This window comes from Streptomyces sp. NPDC002536, from assembly GCF_053594995.1.
The window spans coordinates 39181-60148 of the sequence record NZ_JBSFWU010000039.1; the positions used below are offsets into that span (position 1 = coordinate 39181).

The 20968-nt window shown below is 73.5% G+C and carries 12 protein-coding genes and 1 pseudogene; 3 read left to right on the forward strand and 10 right to left on the reverse strand.

The window, feature by feature from the left end; all coding sequences use genetic code 11:
- Positions 1 to 11 precede the first annotated feature (11 nt).
- Genes ACWD4B_RS16775 through eccB form a run of 3 tightly spaced genes read right to left on the reverse strand, consistent with a single transcriptional unit; the run spans position 12 to position 4344 of the window.
- Complete coding sequence (locus ACWD4B_RS16775; protein WP_451421431.1) at positions 12 to 1484, reverse strand: outer membrane protein assembly factor BamB family protein; 1473 nt, start codon at positions 1482 to 1484, stop codon at positions 12 to 14.
- Between the two features lie 46 nt (positions 1485 to 1530).
- Positions 1531 to 2766 carry a type VII secretion-associated serine protease mycosin gene (mycP, locus tag ACWD4B_RS16780; RefSeq protein WP_451421432.1) on the reverse strand — a complete coding sequence of 412 codons (1236 nt, stop codon included), beginning with the start codon at positions 2764 to 2766 and terminating at the stop codon, positions 1531 to 1533.
- Positions 2767 to 2778: 12 nt separating this feature from the next.
- Positions 2779 to 4344, reverse strand: a complete 1566-nt coding sequence (gene eccB / locus ACWD4B_RS16785) for a type VII secretion protein EccB (protein WP_451421433.1) — start codon at positions 4342 to 4344, stop codon at positions 2779 to 2781.
- A 169-nt stretch (positions 4345 to 4513) separates the two neighbouring features.
- Here eccB and eccE point away from each other — a divergent pair, with 169 nt between their 5' ends.
- The 3 genes from eccE to ACWD4B_RS16800 all read left to right on the forward strand — a co-directional run bounded on the left by eccE (position 4514) and on the right by ACWD4B_RS16800 (position 9755).
- On the forward strand, positions 4514 to 5878 hold the full coding sequence (eccE, locus tag ACWD4B_RS16790; protein ID WP_451421434.1) for a type VII secretion protein EccE: 1365 nt from the start codon (positions 4514 to 4516) through the stop codon (positions 5876 to 5878).
- Complete coding sequence (locus ACWD4B_RS16795) at positions 5878 to 6621, forward strand: hypothetical protein (RefSeq protein ID WP_451421435.1); 744 nt, start codon at positions 5878 to 5880, stop codon at positions 6619 to 6621. The genes eccE and ACWD4B_RS16795 overlap by 1 nt, the downstream gene beginning before the upstream one ends.
- A 317-nt stretch (positions 6622 to 6938) precedes the next feature.
- The gene (locus ACWD4B_RS16800) at positions 6939 to 9755 is read left to right on the forward strand and encodes an SCO5717 family growth-regulating ATPase (RefSeq protein ID WP_451421436.1); all 2817 of its coding nucleotides are present in this window, start codon (positions 6939 to 6941) and stop codon (positions 9753 to 9755) included.
- Between the two features lie 37 nt (positions 9756 to 9792).
- Here ACWD4B_RS16800 and ACWD4B_RS16805 read toward each other — a convergent pair whose 3' ends face one another.
- The 7 genes and pseudogenes from ACWD4B_RS16805 to infB form a co-directional block, all read right to left on the reverse strand.
- Positions 9793 to 11559 (reverse strand): acyl-CoA dehydrogenase family protein, encoded by a 1767-nt coding sequence (locus ACWD4B_RS16805; protein ID WP_451421437.1) that lies wholly within the window; start codon positions 11557 to 11559, stop codon positions 9793 to 9795.
- Between the two features lie 145 nt (positions 11560 to 11704).
- A complete protein-coding gene (locus ACWD4B_RS16810) occupies positions 11705 to 12670 on the reverse strand; it encodes a bifunctional riboflavin kinase/FAD synthetase (protein ID WP_451421438.1) in 966 nt (321 codons plus the stop codon).
- A 50-nt stretch (positions 12671 to 12720) separates the two neighbouring features.
- Positions 12721 to 16947: a trypsin-like peptidase domain-containing protein gene (locus ACWD4B_RS16815; protein ID WP_451421439.1), complete on the reverse strand. Its 4227-nt coding sequence runs from the start codon at positions 16945 to 16947 to the stop codon at positions 12721 to 12723.
- Positions 16948 to 17171: 224 nt separating this feature from the next.
- Positions 17172 to 18074: a tRNA pseudouridine(55) synthase TruB gene (truB, locus tag ACWD4B_RS16820; RefSeq protein WP_451421440.1), complete on the reverse strand. Its 903-nt coding sequence runs from the start codon at positions 18072 to 18074 to the stop codon at positions 17172 to 17174.
- Positions 18071 to 18517 (reverse strand): 30S ribosome-binding factor RbfA, encoded by a 447-nt coding sequence (gene rbfA / locus ACWD4B_RS16825; protein ID WP_336415667.1) that lies wholly within the window; start codon positions 18515 to 18517, stop codon positions 18071 to 18073. Before rbfA ends, truB begins: the two co-directional genes overlap by 4 nt.
- 54 nt (positions 18518 to 18571) lie before the next feature.
- Positions 18572 to 18868, reverse strand: coding sequence for a DUF503 domain-containing protein (locus tag ACWD4B_RS16830; RefSeq protein WP_336415666.1), 297 nt, complete (start codon positions 18866 to 18868; stop codon positions 18572 to 18574).
- Between the two features lie 138 nt (positions 18869 to 19006).
- Positions 19007 to 20878: pseudogene (gene infB, locus ACWD4B_RS16835) on the reverse strand (translation initiation factor IF-2); the annotation flags it as partial.
- Between the last annotated feature and the right edge of the window lie 90 nt (positions 20879 to 20968).

Below are 20968 nucleotides of genomic sequence, written 5' to 3' on the forward strand. Positions count from 1 at the left end.
GTCGTCGGCCGTCACTTGAACGACATGATCAGGTAGTTGCTCGGGATGGCGATGTCGGCAACGATGAAGACCCGGTCGTCCTGCAGATAGATCTCACTGCCGAAATCCGCGTCGTACTGGATCGAGCTGCTTTCCGCCGGAAGCTTCTTGCGGACGGACGGGGAGCCGTCGCGCAGGTCGAGGTCGACCAGCTTTCCGCCCTCGCCCGCCTGGGGTGCCTGGTAGACGAGCAGCTTGTCCCCGTCGAAATCGAGCGATCTGTTGATCCGGTTCCCGCCCGCGGTGCTGGACCAGCGCTTCTCCCCGGTCTTCAGGTCGATGGCCTGGATCTCGTTCTGCTTGATGCCCGCCGAGGTCTCCTTCGGCTGGGTGGCCAGATAGGCGGTGTCGCCCCGTACCGAGACGTGTCCGCCCGCCTGCCCGGTGAGGGAATACGTGGCCTGTGTGCGCCCCCGGGAGTCGACGCTCAACAGGTCGGTCGGCCCGTCCGCCTCGTTCTTGCCGACGGCGACCGTGACCGGGTCGATGGACGGGACCGACAGGATGTCGAGGCCCTCCGGGGCCTTCCACGTCCAGTCCACCCGACCGGTTGCGGAATCGATTTTCCGCAGGAACTCACGGTTGCTGCTCTCGCACTTGACCACCGATATCAGGATCGTTCCATCCGTCGGGGCATCCGTTTCCGCGCAGTCGTAGATGACGTTCGTCTTCGGATGGTCGAGGACCTTCCCGTCGGCAACCGCGAAGGTCGCCGACTCGCTCTTCCCCATGACCTTGACCGTGCCGCGCGACAGGCGGACCTGGGGGTCGATGTACTCCCCGTCAGTGGAGTAGGAGGGGAGTTTCTCGTCCCACTTCGCGCGCCCGCTCTTGATGTCCACCACGATCAGGTTGTTGCACTTGTACTTCTCTTTTTCGTACAGCACCGCCACCATGTCGTTGTCGGCCCGGCGTGCCGCTTTGCACACCTCCCCCGCCAGTGGAACGTTCCACTGTTCCTTGCCGTGTTCGATGTCGTAGGCCGTGATCTGCCGGTCGCGCGTGCGGATGATGTTGCCGTGCGCGAACCAGGTCATCGGGTTCGAGGCGTGGACGTCGGCGCCCTTCTCCTTGTCCGGGGTCGGGATCATCCAGTCCAGCCGGGTGTCGACCTGTGCCGACTCCGCAGGCCCGGCGTTCCGCTTCTTCGCCGCCTTCCCATGCCCGTTCCAGAGCAGCCAGCCTCCCCCGCCCAGGCCCGCGACGAGGACGAGCGCGAGGACGACGATCAGCGCCTTGCGCCGTCCGCGGCCGGCACCCGGGCCGCCACCCGTGCCGCCTCCCCCGTCGGCCGGGCCGAACGAGACCGGAGCCGGCCCGAACCCCTGCGGCCCGGACGGCCCGTACGGGCCCGGTGACGATGACGACGGTGGATCGAAGCGCGTATCCCACACCTGGGGCGTGCGCTGCGCGCCCGGCCCCTGTGGGGGTACGGGGTCAGTCATGAGTGGGTGTTCCTTCGTGTGAATGGGGGCCGGGTCATCCGGAGCCTCAAGCGGCAGGCCTACGGCGGCGGTTGCGATTGCGGTCGCGCACCACGACGGCCACGCCCGTGATCGCCGCGACCAGGACCGCCGCTCCGCCCAGGGCGTAGGTGGCCAGACGTTCCTGACGCTGTTCGGGGGTCTCACCGAGGGCCAGGCGGGCGGGAGCCGGCGGGTGGACGTCGTGGGCCGGGCCCTTGGCGAGGGTCACCGCGTCGATGGGGTACCCGTCGTCCGTGAGGGCGCGGACCGGGTCCACGACGCCCCAGCCGATGTAGCGGTCGCGGCCGTTGACGGCCCGTTCCGCGGTCTGCTCGATCTGGGCGACGACCTGGTACTGCTTCCAGTCCGGGTGTTTCGCACGGATGAGGGCGGCGACACCGGCGACGTAGGGGGCCGAGAAGCTCGTCCCGTCGTCCGCGCACTGGCCGCCCTTGGGGACCGTCGAGACCATCTCCACGCCCGGTGCCGCGACGCCGATGAAGTCGCCCGCCTGGGAGAAGACCGCGCGCTCGTTGTTGCGGTCGGAGGCGCCGACCGCCAGAACTCCCTTGTAGGCGGCGGGATACGTCTCCTTCACGCTGCCGTCCGTGCCGTCGTTGCCCGCCGAGGCGATGACGACGACGTCCTTGGCCAGCGCGTCCTTGACCGCGAGCTCCAGGTCCGAGTCGGGGCTCAGCGGCTTCGTCGTGTCCTGCGAGATGTTGATGACGTCCGCGCCGTCGGCCACGGCCTTGGCGATGCCTTGGGCCAGGGTCTTCGACGTGCCCGTGCCCTTCTCGTCGTTCTGCCGGACGGGGATGATCACCGACTCCGGGGCGAGGCCCACGAAGCCCGTGTCCGGCTGCGGGCGGGCGGCGATGATGCCCGCCACCTTCGTGCCGTGGCCGACCACGTCCGCCGTCGGGCCCTTGTCCGGATCCTCGGGCCGGGAGAGCAGGTCCGCCCCGCTCCTGGTGTCGACCGCGTCCTTCAGCTGGGGGTTCGTGACGTCGACGCCCGTGTCGATGACCGCCACGTGCACCGGACGGCCGTCCGGCCGCCTGCCTTTCGTGTCCTGCCAGAGCTGGTCGAGCATGACGCGCTGCAGCGACCAGGGCGTGCCCTTGATGGGTTTGGCCGGGTACGTGCACTGACCCCTGCCCGCCAGGGACACGGGGGCCTCCGGCGTTGCGGTGCCCGTGCCCGTCATCGGTGCGGTCATCAGCACCAGCAGAACGGCCACTCGTCCTGTCGTCCTCATGTGCACCTCGCCCTACGAACCCTGCGGCTGCCGGGCGCTGTTGGTGTCCAGGCGCGGTCCGGTCGGCAGGAAGCCCGACCAGTTCGCCGGGACGGGTACGGGGTCGACGTTCTGGTAACCGAGGCGCACCTGGGCCTGGTTGACCTCCTGCGGCGCGGTGGGGTCCTCGGCCGCCTGCTTGCCCACGTCGCCGATCTTCGACTTGCCCGTTCCGCTGTCGTTGTTGGACTGCACCGCGTACCGCAGGCCCGTGTCCGTGACGAGGAAGACCGATCCGTTCTTCGTCTGGTGTCCGGTCACCTGGCGGTACAGCAGCCCGGCACCCGGGGTGACGTACGCGCTGGTGGCGCCGTCGGGAGTGGTGGCCGGGTAGTCGGTGCCGGCCCATGTGGACAGCTGGGGCGCGCCCTTGTCGTCGAGGCCGCCGAAGATGCTGCAGACGGTGTTCCTCGGATCGGCCGCCGTCGGGTCGACGGAGTTGGCCTGGACCGGCACGCGGGCGGGCCAGTGCTGCTGTCCGGCGAACTCGGAGCCGTCCGGCGTGAAGGCCGACGCGGCCACGCGCGCGGGGCGGCCCGCCTGGTCGAGGACGGCGAGCTTCCTGCTGTCGAGCAGCAGCTTGGCGACGAACTCCGAGACGCGCTGCACCTTTCCGGGCAGCACCACGTAGTTCTGGGTGCCGTTGCCCGTCGGGGCCTCCAGGACCGTGCCGACACGGTCGGCCGCGGGCGGCAGCGTGGTCACCCCGGCCTTCGCCCCCGGCTCGCCCGGGATGTCCGGGAAGGCGATGGGGGCGCCGTCGGTGAAGGTGTCGAGCCAGTCCTTGGTGACGCGCTGCGGTTCGGCGCCGTCCTTGAAGACGGAGCGGAGCAGCAGGTTGCGGTCACCGGGGTCCGCGGACCTCCAGTCGGCGCCGCCCAGCAAGTACTTGGTGCCCTGCGGGTCGACGAGGTAGCGGGCGTCGTCCGGCCCCTGGACGTACAGGGCCTGGTTGTCGTGCAGCCGCTGCGCGCCCGTCAGCTTCTTGAGCTTCGGATCGCGGTCGGCGAAGACGAAGACGGCCTTCTGGGTCGTCTTGCCGTTGCCGCCGGGCTGTTCGCACACCGCCCACTGCTTCTTCCTGCCGGCCTCCGTGGCGGCGGGCATGCGGTCGGGCGCATAGGGGATGCCGAGCGTCGGGCCGCGCGGAATGTGGCCGTTGTCGAGTTCGGACTCCTTCACCTTGATGACGGTGGATTTGTCGGGGGTGAGGAGGAGTTTGGCCGAGGCGAAGTTGAGGACGGGGTGCAGCTGCTTCCTGCCGTCGGTCTTCAGGACGACGTAACGGGTGGTGGAGTCGCTGCCGATGATGACGTGCGCCTCGGGGTCGTCCCAGCCCTTGGGTGCGGTCGGCCGGAACACGCCCCAGGCGCCGCAGCCCGCGACGAGCAGGGCCCCGGCGACGATGCCGGGCAGGACCGTGCGCAGCGGGCGCGGCGCACCCTCCTCCGTGCCGGTGGGCGAGGGTTGCAGAAACGCGGCAACCGTCCGTTTCTTCGCAAACGTGTAGGCGTTGAGCTCATCCCGGCGTGATGCCATCTGTCGCCGTATCTCCCCGTTGTCCGGCCTTCGTCGGCGGTCCGCCGACGGGCTCCGCCCTCGGTCCCGCTGTCATACCGACCCTCTACTATGCCGGTAAGTGATCGACACACGATGCCGGGGGCGGTTCCCGGTACGGAGCTCGGGGTTTGAGGGGGCGTTGGCGGGGATGGGTGTCGCTGCGCGGGTACGGAGCGGGCGCGGTGCCGCGGGCGGGCAGGGGCCTGCCGGGCGGGGCCGGGCGCGTGCGTCCGCCACGGCGCCCGCCGCCGTCCCCCCGGGCGGGCAGGGCCTGGTGGCCCCGCGCCTCGCCACGCAGGCGGGCAGCGTCGGCCCTGTGCGATTGCAACAGCTCGTCCTGGTCGAGCTCGCGGCCGCCGTGGTGCTGCTCGGCTGGATCGCCGGCCCGATGCTGCTGGCGCCCGCCGCGGTCGTCGCCGTGGGCCTGTTGCTCCTGGCGCTCGTCCGCCGCGGCCGCCGGCCCGTCGCGGAGTGGCTGTTCGCGGCGGCCGCGCTGCGGCGGCGGGCCCGCCGGGCCGCCGCGGAGCCGGTTCCGCCGGGGACGGATCCGCGCTTCGCCCCCGTGGCCGAGTGTGAACCGGCCCTGCGCACGGGCTCGTTCACGGACCGCGAGCAGCGGCAGGTCGGCGTGGTCGGGGACGGGACGTTCCTGACGGCCGTCCTCCAGGTCGAGGCGGTGGACGCGCCGCTGCGGCGGCACCGCACGGAGAAGGGGCTTCCGCTCGCGCTGCTGCGGGACGCGATGGAGGTCGACGGGATTCTGCTGGAGTCGGTCCAGGTGGTGCAGAGCGCCCTGCCCGCGCCCGCTCCCCATCTGCCCGCACAGACGCTGGCTGCCCGCAACTACGCGCCACTGCAGGAGCAGACGGGCGCTCCGGCCGCCCGGCTCACGTGGGTGGCGCTGAAGTTCGACCCGCAGTTGTGCCCGGAGGCGGTCGCGGCGCGGGGCGGCGGGCTGGAAGGCGCGCAGCGCTGTCTGCTGCGGGCGGGCGAGCAGTTGGCGAGCCGGCTGCGCGGGGCCGGGTTCTCCGCGTCACTGTTGTCCGAGGACGGGCTGACGGCCGCGCTCGCCACAGCCGCGAACGTCAGCCCTGCGGCCACCGCGCAGGCGGGCCAGGCGAGTCGTGCGGGCGCGCCCGCACGGCGGACGCAGGAGACCGCGCGGGCCTGGCGCTGCGACGACCGCTGGCACGCCACGTACTGGGTGGGCCGCTGGCCGCAGCTGGGGCCGGGAGCGGCGTCCCTGCCGCAGCTGGCCGCGCTGCTCACGTCGATGCCCGCACTGTCGACGACGATGAGCCTCACGCTGGGACGCGGCAGTATGCAGGGCGGGCGGCACGCGCCGACGCTGGCGGGCCACATACGGATATGCGGCCGCAGTGCCGACGAACTGGCCACGGTCGGCCGCGCGTTGGAGCGCGCCTCCCGGGCCGTGAAGGCCGGGCTGGTGCGCCTGGACCACGAGCAGGTGCCGGGCGTACTGGCGACGCTGCCACTGGGAGGGACGCACTGATGGCGAGGAGGTCCCCTGCGTCTGCTGTGTCTGCACCCCGCAGGCCGCGGCTCGGCTTCGGGCTGCTCGGGCCGCGGCGCGGCAGGCACGAGCTGCTGCCCGAGCAGTTCGAGGCGCTGGAACTGCCCGTCGGCGACGACGGGGTCGTCATCGGCTCCGGCTCCGACGGCATACCGGCCGTGCTCGGAATCGGCCGGCCGGCTCCTTACGAGGTCGTTCTCGTGGGCGGCGCCTGGACGGCTCAGGTCATCGCGCTGCGCACGGTCGCCACGGGCGCCCGGGTCGCGGTCGAGACGGGCCGCCGGGAGCTGTGGACGCCCCTGGCGCAGGCCGCCAACAGCGGCCAGCAGTCCATCACGCTGCACGACGTCGGCCGCGTGCCGCCCCAAGGCCCTTCGGTGCACAGCCCCGTGCTCGTCGTCCGCGACTGCGGCGTGCGGCCGCCGCGCGGGCGGGCCGGCGCCGCGCCCTGGCAGTCCGTGCTGACCCTGCTCCCCTACCCCGGGCCCACCACGCCGCGGCTGTTGTCCGGCGCGGACCTCGTGGGCGTGCAGCGGGTCTCGCCGGACGAGGCGCGCGGCATAGGCCGCTCGATGGGGCTGCCGCCGGACGACGTCGAGACGCTGTCCACGCTGCCGGACGGGGTCACCCTGTGGTGCACCCGGACGGCGCGGACGTACGTCGCCACGACGCCGACCGAGCCGGAGACGGGCCTGTTGGGCGCCGCACGCCGGATGGAGTGACCGACACCACACCGCCATTCCCCCGAAACGGAGCGAATCGGGCGCAGATATGGCGGTGTTGGGGCCGGTGAGTGGGGAAGTCACATGGAATCGGTGATTCGGGGCAGGTGACCCCGGGGGCCGCCGATGCGCCGGGGGCGGGCCTGCCCCCGCGGTACAGGCGGCGTTTAGTCTTGGTGGGCGTACGCACGTGGAGAATCCCCGGCACCGGGGGCCTGTCGCGTAGCAGACGGGGCAATCCCGGACAGTCGGACGACAGGAACAGGTCGGCCCCGACGAGGAATCATGGGCGCCGGACCACACCAGCAGGAGGCATTGTGAGCAGCGATCGGGACGAGATCCGCGCGGCCGGGACCACAGCCGGCGAGGGCCTGCCCGGCGCCGGGCACGATCCCGAGCACGAGCTGGAACCGGAGCACACGGGCGAGTTCACGATCGACTACACACCGCCCGCGTGGTACACGCAGTCCCCTGCGGGGGGCCCGGCGAAGGCGGGAGGTCCGGCTCCGGTCGCGCCGCCCGCGCCTGCCACCCCTGTTGCTCCGACCACGCCGACCGCTCCGGCTGCTCCGGCTGCTCCAACCGCCCCTGTCGCGGAAGGCGGTGCCGGGCAGAGCCCGTCCACGATGCGGTTCCCCGGCGTGACGCCGCGCGAGCCGGAGCCGGTGCAGCCGGCCGGGCCCGAGCCGGTCGCCCCCTCCGCCCCGCAGGGGTGGAGCGTTCCGGGCGCGCCGCAGGCCTCGTTGCCGCCGCTGCCGCCGAACTTCCCGCCTGCGGCGCCCGCCACGCCGCCGCCGGGCTTCCCGCCGGTTCCGGCACCGCAGGGCCCGGTCACCCCGCCGGCCGGCTACGGATACGGCCCGGGGTACCCGGCAGCCCCGGCCGCGCCGGCTGTTCCCGCCCCCAACCCGGCGGCAGCGCAGGGCGGTTACGGCTACCCCGGCGCGCCCGCGGTTCCCGGCGTGCCGGTGCCGCACATTCCTGCGCAGCAGGACGGATACGGGTACCCGCCTCCCGGCGCGCCCGTGGCCGCTCCGGCACCGAGCGCCTCCCCCACGCAGCAGGGCGATGAGCCGGCGGCCCTCGACGCCCCTGCCCCGCAGGACGGCGACGACTGGCCCGTCGCGCCCGCCCGTGCCCCGCACGAAGTCCCGGCCCCGGCCGCCCCGGAGCCCACGGCCACGCCCCCTGCGGACGGCGACGACGCGACGTCCCCGGCCGGCCCGCAGGACCCGTTCGGCCAGGCCGACGCCCAGGAGACCGCGGCCGACGGCAGCGACAGCAGCACCACCATCGAGCCGCCCGCCGCCCCGCAGGACGCGCCCGCGCCCACCCCGCAGAGCGACAACGCGCAGGCGCCGACGGCTCCTCAAGCCCCCCAGGCCCCGTTCGGTCCGCCCGGCGTCCAGGAGCCCGCCGCCGCGGCCACCGCCGACAACGGCACCGCATACCCGTCCCCCGTCCCGCAGGATGCATCCGCGCAGGCCGCAACCCCGCCTGTCCCGCAGGACGTTCACGACCGTCCCGACGCCGAAGCAGCCGCCGCCCCGGCGAACGCTCCGTGGGGCGGCCCTGCGCCGCAGGGTCCGTACGGTCACGCGGGCCCGCAGGGTCCGGGCGCACCGTACGGTGCCGTCCCCACCCCGCCCGGCGGCTACGGATACCCGAACGGACCGGCCCTCCCCGCCGCCCCGCCGAGCGCACCGGCACCCGCGCCCGGTGGCTACGGCTACCCCAACTCCCCCGAGGCCCCGCAGCCCACCGCGCCCCCGCAGCCGTACGAGGCCCAGCCGGGCGCCCCCGCCACCCCGCCCAACGGCGGCTACGGCTACCCCGGTCCCGGCGGCGCACAGCCCGGCGGCCCGTTCGCGCCGTCCGCCGAAGCCCCGCAGGGGATGCCGCAGGGAATGCCGCAGGCGCCGGTCGACCCGCGGTCCGGCGGGTGGCCCTCCGTGACGCCCGAGCAGCGGCAGCGGTCCGTGCACGGGGCGCCGCTCGGGTTCACGGCCGCCGTGGAGCTGTCCTCGGAGCGGCTGCTGAAGAGCAAGCCCAAGCCGAAGAAGCAGAACCCCGTGGGCCGGTTCAAGCTGGGCGGCAAGAAGGAGGAGGCCGAGCGGCAGCGCAAGCTGGAGCTGATCCGCACGCCGGTGCTCTCCTGCTACCGCATCGCCGTCATCAGCCTCAAGGGCGGCGTCGGCAAGACGACCACGACCACCGCCCTCGGTTCGACGCTGGCCACGGAGCGGCAGGACAAGATCCTCGCGATCGACGCCAACCCGGACGCCGGCACACTCGGCCGCCGCGTGCGCCGGGAGACGGGCGCGACGATCCGCGACCTCGTCCAGGCGATCCCGCACCTCAACAGCTACATGGACATCCGGCGTTACACCTCGCAGGCGCCCTCCGGGCTGGAGATCATCGCCAACGACGTGGACCCGGCGGTCTCCACGACGTTCAACGACGAGGACTACCGGCGCGCCATAGACGTCCTGGGCAAGCAGTACCCGATCATCCTCACCGACTCGGGCACCGGTCTGCTCTACAGCGCGATGCGCGGAGTGCTCGACCTCGCCGACCAGTTGATCATCATCTCGACGCCGTCCGTCGACGGTGCGAGCAGCGCCAGCACCACCCTGGACTGGCTGGCCGCGCACGGCTACGGCGAGCTCGTCTCGCGCAGCATCACGGTCATCTCCGGCGTCCGCGAGACCGGCAAGATGATCAAGGTCGAGGACATCGTGTCGCACTTCGAGACCCGCTGCCGCGGCGTCGTCGTCGTGCCGTTCGACGAGCACCTCGCCGCGGGCGCCGAGGTGGACCTGGAGATGATGCGGCCCAAGACCCGGGAGGCGTACTTCAACCTCTCGGCCATGGTCGCCGAGGACTTCGTCCGGGCCCAGCAGCAACAGGGGCTGTGGACCGGCACGGGCACCGCGCCGCAGCACCAGGCGCCGCCCCTGCCGGGCGCGTACCAGGCACCGGCCGGCGCCGGTCAGCTCCCCGGCCAGGGCGCCGCCCCGGGCCCGTACGCCCCGTACTCCCCGGAGCAGTTGCCCCAGCCGGGCGCCGGCTGGCCCGTACCGCCGCAGCAGCCGCAGCAGCCGCACCCGGGGTACGGCAACCCCCAGCAGTGACACGACGGGGTGGGAGGCGATCGCCTCCCACCCCGCTTCACGTCAGGTGTAGGACGTCGCGCCACGCCTGCGTGTAGTCCGCCGCGGCTATGGGCGCCGCCAGCAGGTCGTCCGGGATGCCGAACGCGTCCAGGAGCGCGGGGACATGGGGCACCAGCCGGTCGCACACCTCGACCGCGCGCTCCTCGGTCCGGGCCGCCTGCGCGGGCGTGAGCAGTCCCTCGCGCAGGTACCAGCCGCTGTGCCGGTCGCCGTGGTCGAGGGCGCAGAGCTCGGCGAGCAGGGTGAGCGCCTCGGCGTCCGTGGGGTCCGTGCACCGTTCCACGCCCTCCACCAGTGCGTCGAGCGCCAGCCGTTGGGCACGTGCGTCGGCCAGCGCGGCCGCCGGGAGGACCTGGGCGTTCCACGCGTCGAAACCGTACGCGGTGTCGTGGTGCGGGACGCTGCGGACGAGGCGCCGTTCGCGCTCGGCCATGAGGGCGGACCAGAAGGAGGGGCCGTCCGGACCGCCGGGGCCGGGGCACCCCTCGCCGGGACCGTGGCGGGGGTCCGCGCACAGCCGGCGGCCTGCGGCGATGCTCAGGACCTGGTTGTCCCCCTCGCTCGTGACGAACCCCTGGCAGGCGGTGAGGAATTCGGCGATCCGGTTGACCGTGAACAGCCCCTGCGCCCCGCAGCGGGCGCGGCACACCTGGACGGTCTGCAGGGCCGTCTCGGTCAGCAGGACTTTGATCACCATGACGAACAGTTCGTCCGCCTCCCGGTCCAGGCTCGGCACGGCGACGGTGTCCTTGGCGCGCTCCGCCAGCAGGCTCCCGGCGAACACCCGGGCCAGGCCGGTGAACAGGTCCCGCTGCACGGTGCGGTAGGCGAGCATCGGGACGGTGCCGCCGCCCGGCCCCGGGACCTGCCGCTGCGCGGCGTACCGCAGGGTGATGACCAGGGCGGCCCGGGCCATCGCCATGGCCGCGGCCGCGAGGGAGGTCCGGCTGTGGTAGAGCTGCCCGGTCGTGTGCCGGAACCGCTCCCGCGGTGCGGTGATGCTGCTGCGGAAGGAGCCGTCGGCACGGAACCCGGCGGTGCCGCCGGTGAGCAGGCTGTGGCCGGGGATCCGGACCCCGTCGAACGAGACCGCCGCGCAGTCCGCCGACGGAAAGGGCTTCTCCGGAAGGGGCGTTATCGTGACGCCCCGGGCGGGGCGGCCGTCGCGCTCCCGCAGGCGCATGACGAACGGGAAGACGCCGTGGTCCTCGCCGCCGGCGATCAGACGGGCCGCGACCACACCGGTCCGGGCCGTGCCGGAGTGGGCCAGGTTGGCCACGAACTTCACGGCGCGCGTGGCCGGCGTGTCGACGACGAAGTCCCCCGTCGCGGCGTCGTGCACCGCCCGCGTCTCCAGGTCGTGGGCCGAGCCGCCGTGCCCGAGCTCGGTCACCAGGAAGGCGCCGGCCGCGGAGGCGTCGTCCAACTCGGCCAGATGCGCCTCGAGTCCGGCACAGCCCTCGCCCAGCGCGAGAACGGTGCCGACCGCCAGCTGGTAGTGGAGCAGGAACACGGGCACGGCATCCGGCGCCGCCACGGCCGTCCACTCCAGGAACGCCGACAACTTCCTGGGATACAGGGCCAGTTCGCGTGCCGGGCCCAACGCGGCGCAGGCCGCGCGCAGTTGCCCGTAGACCCGCGCCGTGCGGTCGGTCCCGCACCCGTCCTGACGGAACGCCTCGCTGCGTACGACGTCCTGGAGTTCCTTGTGCAGGGCGTCGGAGTCGGCGCCGCGCAGCATTCCCCGAAGGTCCACAGGCACCTGGCTTTCAGTAACGGAGGTACTGAACGGAACTGCCGGTATTGCCCGCTCGTGAGAGCCTTGTCCGTAGCGTAAGGGGCGTGCCCCGGGCCGAGGAAGAGGGCCTCGGCCCGGCCCGCGGAGCGTCCGCGCGACCGTCCTGCGGTCAGCCCGCGGTGACCGCCGTCTCGTGCGCCGCGACCAGCGCGCGGGCCCGCTTCACGTCGTCCGCCATGCACTCCAGGAGCGCCTCGATGGAGTCGAACTTCTCCATCCCGCGCAGGTAGGCGAGGAAGTCGACGCCCACGTGCAGCCCGTAGAGGTCGAGGCCGACGCGGTCGATCGCGTACGCCTCGACCGTCCGCTCCGTCGCGTCGAACTGGACGTTCGTGCCGACCGAGATCGCGGCGGGCATGGCCTCGCCGCCGACGTTCAGCCAGCCCGCGTAGACGCCGTCCGCCGGGATCGCGGTGTGCGGAACCGTCTCCACGTTGGCCGTCGGGTAGCCCAGCTCGCGGCCGCGCTGTGCACCGCGCACCACCTCGCCCTCGACGCGGTGCGGGCGGCCGAGGATCTCCATGGCGCCCGCGACGTCGCCCTCGGCGACCAGGCGCCGGGTCAGGGTCGAGGAGAAGGGCAGACCGCCGCCCGCCTCGCCGGTGACGTAGAGGTCTATGACCTCCACGTCGTAGTCGTAGGTGCCGCCGAGCTCCTTCAGGAAGTCGACGTTGCCCGCGGCGCGGTGGCCGAAGCGGAAGTTGGGGCCCTCGACGACGAGCTTGGCGTGCAGCTTGTCGACCAGGACCTTCACCACGAAGTCGGCGGCGGACAGCTGCGAGAACTCCGCCGTGAACGGCAGCACCAGCACCGCGTCCACGCCCAGTTCGGCGATCAGCTCGGCCCGGCGGTGGTGCGGCGCGAGCAGCGGAGGATGGCTGCCGGGGCGCACCACCTCGCTGGGATGCGGGTCGAAGGTCACGACGACCGCCGGCACCCCGAGTTCCCGCGCCCGGTCCACCGCACGCCCGATGATCAACTGGTGTCCGCGGTGGACACCGTCGTACGAGCCGATGGTGACGACGCTGCGCCCCCAGTCCTGGGGGATGTCCTCCAAGCCACGCCAGCGCTGCACTGTGCCCGCTCCTCGCCGAACCCGAACCTTTGTCTGTCGATTACGCAGAACTAAGAGTGCCATGCCGGTTCACGGCGCCCCGCATCGGCCGGGTCGGTCGCCTCCCCGTCACCCCCGCTCCGCTCCCGTTCCACGTGCTGTGCATCCGCCGTGAGCCGGATCCGGGCGCTCGGTCCGACGACCACGGCCCACAGCGCCGGGGCCTCCTTCAGCCAGCCGCGCACCTGGCTGCCGAACACCGGCACCTCCCGGGCCAGCTGTGTGACCCGCCGGTCGAAGCACGCGGCACCCTCCGGGGTGCGGGACATCAACAGGCCGGTGCGGTGAACAAGATCACGGGTACGGCTCTCCAGCCGCTCGGGGGCGCCCTTGGCGACGGCCCGCAGCAGGGCGTCGAGCACCGTGACGTCCCGCTCGTACGGCCCGAACTCCTCGCGCTCCAGCAGCACCTCCAGCAGCTCCTGCCGCAGCGGGCGCGAGACCGCGCTGCCCGGGGCCGCCAGGACGGGCGCCAGGGCCCGGCGGACCTGCGGGGGGCGGGTGCGCAGCAGCGAGACGACGAGGGGGAAGAGGACCGCGCGGGCCGACGGACCGTCCTCCAGGCGCCGGTCGACGAACTCGGCCGCGTTCGCCGCGCCCTCGGGACGGTGGTCGACGTGCTCCCGCACGAGCGCGGCGGCGTGCCGGGCCAGGGACGGGGCGGTGACCCGGGCGAGGGTGCGCAGCACGGCCGCGGGCCCCTCCCCCGGTTCGTACAGCCGCGCGCGGAAGGCGGCCAGGACGGGCTCGGGGTGCGTGCTCAGGGCCGGGGCGAGGACGTCGGGCGGCAGGTGCGGGTCGCCCGCGGCGAAGCGGGCGACGGCCTGCGGCAGGTGCCGCTCGCGGGTCTCGCCGTCCAGGACGAGCAGGCCCAGCGCGGCCCCGTGCAGGGAGCCCTCGGCGGGACGGGCGAGCAGCGCGAGCGCGGAGAAGCGGAGCAGCTCGCGGTCGGCTTCCGTGGTGACGTGGTGCGCGGTCCCGAGCCCGTAGGCGGCCGCGGCCACGTGCCGCTCCAGGCGCTCGTCGTGCGCCCAGCGGTCGACGGCCCGGCACAGCGCGGAGGGCTCGTCCTCGGCGAGGGCGGCCAGCAGCTCGTCGGCCTTCGGGTGGCCCGCGTCGACGAGCGCCTCGGCGAGGTCGTCGACGGCCCGGCGGCGGTGGGTGTGCAGCAGGGCCTGCGCGGCGGTGGCCACGGTGGGGCGGGGCCCGGCGCCGGGCGCGGTCTGCAGGGGCCGGTCGTCGGTGAACCAGCGGCAGAGCAGCGGCTGGGCGGCGAACGGGTCGTGGGCGAGGAGGGTGGCGACGGCGGGGAGAAAACGGTTGGCTTGGGGGGCGGGGCGCTTGCCGTGTGCCTCCGGCGGCGGCACGGTGCCGTGTGCCTCCGGCGGTGGCACGGTGCCGGTGCACGGCGCCGCGGAGGCGGCGGGCTCTTGCGGGGCGCTGCCGGACGGCTCCGGGGCCATGCCGTCCCCGGACCGGCCGGCCTCGGCCTGTTCCGGGCTGCGGGTCCACGGCTCGGGCGAGACCTCCGGCACGGTGGCCCCCGCCGCGGCCTCCGCCCGGGTCGGGATCCGGCCCACCCGCTCCCACTTGGACGTCCGCGCCCGGGGAACCGCGGGGGCCTCCGGCGGTTCGCCGGACGATGCGGGGGCCGCCGCCCGCCCGCGCAGCCCCCTGGGGGCCGCCTCCGCGCGGGCCGCCGTGCTGCCGCCCAGGACCCGGGCGGCGGCCGCCTGGGCCGAGCCGCGGGGCGGGCCGTCCGCGGGGACGAGCAGACGGAGCAGGTCGAGGCGGTCGGCGAGGTCGAGCTTGAGACGGAGCCAGAACCAGGGGCCGAACTCGGCGAGGCCGCCCAGCGTGCGGTCCCGGTCGTTGTCGAAGCCCCCGGCGGCCCGGGAGAGGGCCGTGATGCGCTCGGCGAGCAGCCTCAGCACGCCCATGTAGGGCGTCGCGTCCGGGACCCGCAGCAGCGCCTCGCCCAGCAGATGGGCCGCCCACCAGGACGGATCGCTGACGGCCCTGCCACGGTCGTCGGCCCCGGCACCGCCGCGCCGCCCGCCGGCCAGCGTCTCCACCGCGTGGACCAGCGCGGTCAGCCGGCGCGAGAGCTCGGTGGGGCCGGAGCGGCGGGCCAGCAGCAGGAGGGCCTGGATGACCGGGCCGATCCGGTGCCGCGGCACGGGCAGCGGCTTGGGCGGCTCCGGCGGGTCGCCGCGCCGCCTGCGGCGGGCCGCCGTGGGGCGCGGCGAGGAGCCGGGCGGGGGCGGGACGTGGCCCGCGGGCGCGGGCGCCGGGCCGTTGCCCGGCCGGGACGGCAGCCGGACGGGCGCCTCCGCGGGCGGGCCCTCCGGTTCGTACCAGCGGTGGACCAGCGCGTACAGCGCGGCGTCCAGGTCGAGGTGGGCGCCCTGGAGCCAGTCGGCGAACTCCTCGTGCGCGAAGCGGTACCCGGTGCCCGCCGGGACGAGCAGGCCCTCGGTGAGGACGGCCGAGGCCCAGCCCGTGCGCCACGGGAAGAGCTCCTCGAAGGCCTCCCGCTCCAGCTCGCCCTGCCCGGGGCCGAGGCACCGCCGGGCCGCCTCGTGGACCTGCCCGGCCACCCGGGCCGCCAGCCGGCGCACCGCCGTGCCGCGCAGGGGCGGGCGGCGCGCGGCGGCGAGCCGGACGGCGATCCGCAGGCAGACCAGGTCGAGGTAGCCGGAGAAGACCTCCCACCGGTCCGGCGCGGCCTCGCCCGTGCCGTCGCCGCCCGCGGTGCCGTCGGGCAGGGCGGCGCGGACCTCGGCGAGCAGCCGCAGCGCCAGCGGGTGCCCGGCGTCGGCCAGATCGATCGCATCCGGCGGGATGCCGTAGGAGGCGCGGACCGCGGCGGCCTGGCCGGGGTTGAGCCCGCCCATGCGGGAGCAGGGCGGCAGGGCGCGGGGATCGTCGCCCTCCGGGCCGTGCTCCGGGGTGTGCAGCATGCCGGGCGGGAAGAGGGCGCCGGCCGTCTCCCAGTGCTCCGGTCGGCAGGCGACGACCATCCGCGTCTCGGTCGCGGCCAGCCACTCGGCGGTGGCCCCGGTCCAGGTGGCCAGGCCGTGGGCGAGGACGGGCGGCATCTCCTCGGGGCAGTCGAGGAGGACGAGCAGCGGGCGCCCCACCCGGTGGCCCAGCTCGGCGACGGCCTCCGGGGTGGGCGCGGCCGTGCCGCCGACGAGGCCTGCCGCGCCCGCGGAGGCGGAGACGATCCGGCCGGCCGCCTCCAGGGCGCGCGCGACGGCGTCGCGCACGCTCTCGTCGCCCACCTGGAGATCGGCGCCGCGCAGCCAGAGGGTGGGCGCGGGCTCGGCACCGCGCGCCCGCCGTGCGGCCAGTGCGCCCAGCTCGGTCGTCCGGCCCGTGCCGGGGTCGCCCACGAGGCCGAATACACGGACGGGGCTGACAGGGCTGCCCGGTCCGCTGTGCTCCTCCGGGGCATCCGGCGCGTCCGGCCCGCGGTCCAGGAAGCGGGCGAACTCCCGCTCCGCGTCCGGCCGTTCGACCGGCTCGCGCCAGGGCCGCGGGGTGACGACCGAACCGAGCGAGGTGGCGGTGAGGTGCAGCGCGCCGGCGAGGTTGAGCTCGCTGCCGTAGGCCGGGACGGTGGCCGCGTTGCGCTCCAGGAGGTCCGCGAGCGGGCCGCCGGCCGTCGTGCGGGCCGCGGCGCGCAGCGGGATCGCGAAGCCGCCCGCGCGGCGGTCCGAGTGGTGGGCGGTGCCGAGAACGGCGATCACCGCGCCCGTTCCCGCGTCGAGGACCGGCCCGCCGGTGGCCTCCTCGCCGAGGCGCAGCTGGGCACGCCCGGGCAGCGAGAGCTCGAGCGCGGAGCCGAGGAGGTGGAAGCGGTCGGTCGCGGTGTAGGTGATCTCGGCGTGGCCGACGACCCGGGCCGTCTGCCAGCGGCTCGTCCGCAGCCGGACCTCCGCCCCGCCCGCCACCGGCTCCGCCGCCGCGATGGGCAGCGGGGGGACGGCGAGCCCTTCCGTGCGGACCAGGGCCAGGTTGCACTCGGGCAGCGCGACGACGTTCTCCGCGCCGACCACGCAGGTCAGCTCGCCGGGAGCATGCAGGACGAGACGCGCCAGACCGTCGACGACCTCGTGGCTGGTGACCAGCGTGCCGCGGTCGTCGGCGAGGAATCCCGTACCCCGCACACGCCCGGCGAGATCGCGGATCCGCACCAGAGAGTCTTCCGCGTCGGCCCGCCGTCCGTTCATCCGTCGAACCTCCCCGCCGTGCTCGTACACACGACGGTAGGCAGCGGATGATCGGCGAGGCCAGATCACATCCTGAACGCGCCCCCTTCCACCCCCCTGGTTCACTTCGAGCGCCTGCCCGTTGGGGTGAATCAAGGACCCGGGATGGATAGAGAGCTGTGGGAGGGGGATCGTGGGGCGGGGAGCGTGTCCGGTGACACCTCCCCGTCCCACGGTGAGCGGTGTCAGCTGAAGACGGCCAGGCTCTTGGCCCGTCCCTGCTCGTTCTCCACGAGGACCTTGAAGCGGCCGTCCGGGCCGAAGACGGCGATCGGGCCGCTGCCCTCGAAGAGCGGCAGCCGCAGCCGCACGCCGTTGCCCAGCAGGCGGGCCTGCTCCTCGTTCACGTCCCAGCGCTGGAAGGCCGCGGCAGCGGCCTCCGCGACGGGCATCACGGTCAGCTCCTCCTGGAGCTGGTCGAGCGTCCGGGCGTCGTTGATGCGGTACGGCCCGACGCGGGTGCGCCGCAGGGCCGTCAGGTGCCCGCCGGCTCCGGTGTCGGCGCCGAGGTCGCGCGCCAGGGCGCGGACGTAAGTGCCGGAGGAGCAGACGACGGAGACCAGCAGATCCTGCACGGGGGTGCCGTCCTCGGCCTCGGCCGGGAGCACGGCGTGCACGACGAAGGAGGAGACGGTCACCGGGCGGGCGGGGATCTCGAAGTCCTCGCCGTCGCGTGCCCGCTTGTACGAGCGCACGCCGTCGATCTTGATCGCGCTGACCTTCGACGGCACCTGCATGATGGCGCCGGTGAGCTTGGCGATCCCGGCGTCGATCGCCTCGCGGGTGACCCCGGAGGCGTCCGTGGACGAGGTGATCTCGCCCTCCGCGTCGTCCGTCACGGTGTTCTGGCCGAGCCGGATCGTCGCGACGTACTCCTTCTCGGTCAGCGCGAGGTGGCCGAGGAGCTTGGTGGCCCGCTCGACGCCGAGGACGAGCACACCGGTGGCCATCGGGTCGAGGGTCCCGGCGTGGCCGACGCGGCGGGTCTTCGCGATGCCGCGCATCTTCGCCACGACGTCGTGCGAGGTGAAGCCGGCGGGCTTGTCGACGATGACGAGCCCGTCCGGAGGGGTGTTCTTGTGCTTCATTCGGCGGTTGCGTCCCCGTCCTCGTCCGGCTTGCGGTACGGGTCGGCCTCGCCGGCGTACTTCGCGCCCGAGGAGGCCTCGCGGACCTTGGCGTCGGACGAGCGCGCACGGTCGAGGAGGTCCTCGATCGTCCGGGCGTTCTCCGGCAGGGCGTCGGGGACGAAGGTCAGCGTCGGCGTGAACTTGGTGCCCGCCGCGCGCCCGACCTCCGAGCGCAGGATGCCCTTGGCGCTCTCCAGGCCCGCTGCCACGCCGGCCCGGTCCTCGTCGTCGCCGTAGACCGTGTAGAAGACCGTCGCCTCCCGCAGGTCGCCGGTGACCCGGGTGTCCGTGATGGTCACGTGCGTGCCCAGCCGCGGGTCCTTGATTCCGCGCTGGAGCTTCTTGGCGATCACCTCGCGAATGAGGTCCGCCAGCCTCTTCGCCCGCGCGTTGTCGGCCACTGGTCCTACTCCTTCTCGTCTTCCACCATTGTGCTGTCGGCGCCCGCGACGTGCTCAGTCGTCGTGGTCGCCGTGGAACCGCCGCCTGACCGACAGCAGCTCCACTTCGGGCCGTGCGGCGACCAGGCGCTCGCAGCGGTCCAGTATGTCCGTGAGGTGCCCCGTGTCCCCGGAGACCGCCGCCACCCCGATCACGGCACGGCGGTAGAGGTCCTGGTCGCCGACCTCCGCCACGCTGACCGCGTACTTGCGGTGCAGCTCGGCGACGATCGGGCGGACGACGGAGCGCTTCTCCTTCAGCGACCGGACGTCACCGAGGAGGAGGTCGAAGGACAGCGTCCCTACATACATGTGTGACGGGTGAAGCCCACCCGGGAGGCGTGTGGTGCCTGTGCCTGGTGCACAGCGCTCCTCGCACCGTACACGCAACGGCCGGGGCCGATCGACGGATATTCATTCCGCCGACCGGCCCCGGTTGCTGTGCGGTGATCAGCCGCGCGGCTTCTCGCGCATCTCGTACGTCGCGATGACGTCGTCGACCTTGATGTCGTTGAAGTTTCCGAGGTTGATACCACCCTCGTAGCCTTCGCGGATCTCGGTGACGTCGTCCTTGAAGCGACGCAGACCGACGATGGTGAGGTCCTCGGCGACGACCTTGCCGTCGCGGATGAGGCGCGCCTTGGTGTTGCGCTTGACCTCGCCGGAGCGGATGAGAACACCCGCGATGTTGCCCAGCTTGGACGAGCGGAAGATCTCGCGGATCTCCGCCGTACCGAGCTCGACCTCTTCGTACTCCGGCTTCAGCATGCCCTTCAGGGCCGCCTCGATCTCCTCGATCGCCTGGTAGATGACCGAGTAGTACCGGACGTCGACGCCCTCGCGCTCGGCCATCTGCGTGGCACGGCCCTCGGCGCGGACGTTGAAGCCGATGACGATCGCGTCGGAGCCGGTCGCCAGGTTGATGTCGGACTCGGTGACCGCACCCACACCGCGGTGCAGGATCCGGATCTCGACCTCTTCGCCGACGTCGAGCTGGAGCAGCGAGGACTCGAGAGCCTCCACCGAACCGGACGCGTCGCCCTTGATGATGATGTTGAGGTCCTGCACCAGACCGGCCTTGAGCACCTTGTCGAGGTCCTCGAGGGACACCCGGCGGGTGCGCTTGGCGAAGGCGGCGTTGCGCTCGCGCGCAGCGCGCTTCTCGGCGATCTGGCGTGCCGTGCGGTCCTCGTCGACGACGAGGAAGTTGTCGCCGGCGCCCGGGACGTTGGTCAGACCCAGGACGAGGACCGGGGTCGACGGACCCGCCTCGTCCACGTTCTGGCCCTTGTCGTCGAGCATGGCGCGGACACGGCCGTAGGCGTCACCGGCGACCATCGTGTCACCGACGCGGAGGGTACCGCGCTGGACGAGCACGGTGGCCACGGCGCCGCGGCCACGGTCGAGGTGGGCCTCGATCGCGATGCCCTGCGCGTCCTGCTCCGCGTTGGCGCGCAGGTCGAGCGAGGCGTCCGCGGTGAGGACCACGGCCTCCAGCAGGCTGTCGATGTGCAGCCCCTGCTTGGCGGAGATGTCGACGAACATGGTGTCGCCGCCGTACTCCTCGGCCACCAGGCCGAACTCGGTGAGCTGACCGCGCACCTTGACCGGGTCGGCGCCCTCGACGTCGATCTTGTTGACCGCGACCACGATCGGCACGTCGGCCGCCTTGGCGTGGTTCAGCGCCTCGATCGTCTGCGGCATGACACCGTCGTTGGCCGCCACCACGAGAATCGCGATGTCGGTCGACTTCGCACCACGGGCACGCATGGCGGTGAACGCCTCGTGACCCGGGGTGTCGATGAAGGTGATCGCGCGCTCTTCACCGTTGACCTCGGTGGAGACCTGGTACGCACCGATGTGCTGCGTGATGCCACCGGCCTCGCCCGCGACCACGTTGGTCTTGCGGATCGCGTCCAGCAGTCGGGTCTTACCGTGGTCGACGTGACCCATGACGGTCACGACCGGCGGACGTGCGACGAGCATCTCCTCGCCGCCCTCGTCCTCACCGAACTCGATGGAGAACGACTCGAGCAGCTCGCGGTCCTCCTCCTCCGGGCTGACGATCTGAACCTGGTAGTTCATCTCGCCGCCGAGGAGCTGCAGCGTCTCGTCGGAGACGGACTGCGTGGCCGTGACCATCTCGCCGAGGTTCATCATCACGGCGACGAGCGACGCCGGGTTGGCGCCGATCTTCTCCGCGAAGTCGGTGAGGGAGGCACCGCGCGACAGGCGAATGGTGTCGCCGTTGCCGCGGGGCAGCATCACGCCGCCCACGGACGGGGCCTGCATGGCCTCGTACTCCTGGCGACGCTGGCTTCGCCCTCAGCGGCGTGCACCACATCCAACTGTCCATACCGCCGGGCGGCGAGGGCCTGAGCCGGGTGTTCTGGGGTGACCTGCTCGGAATGA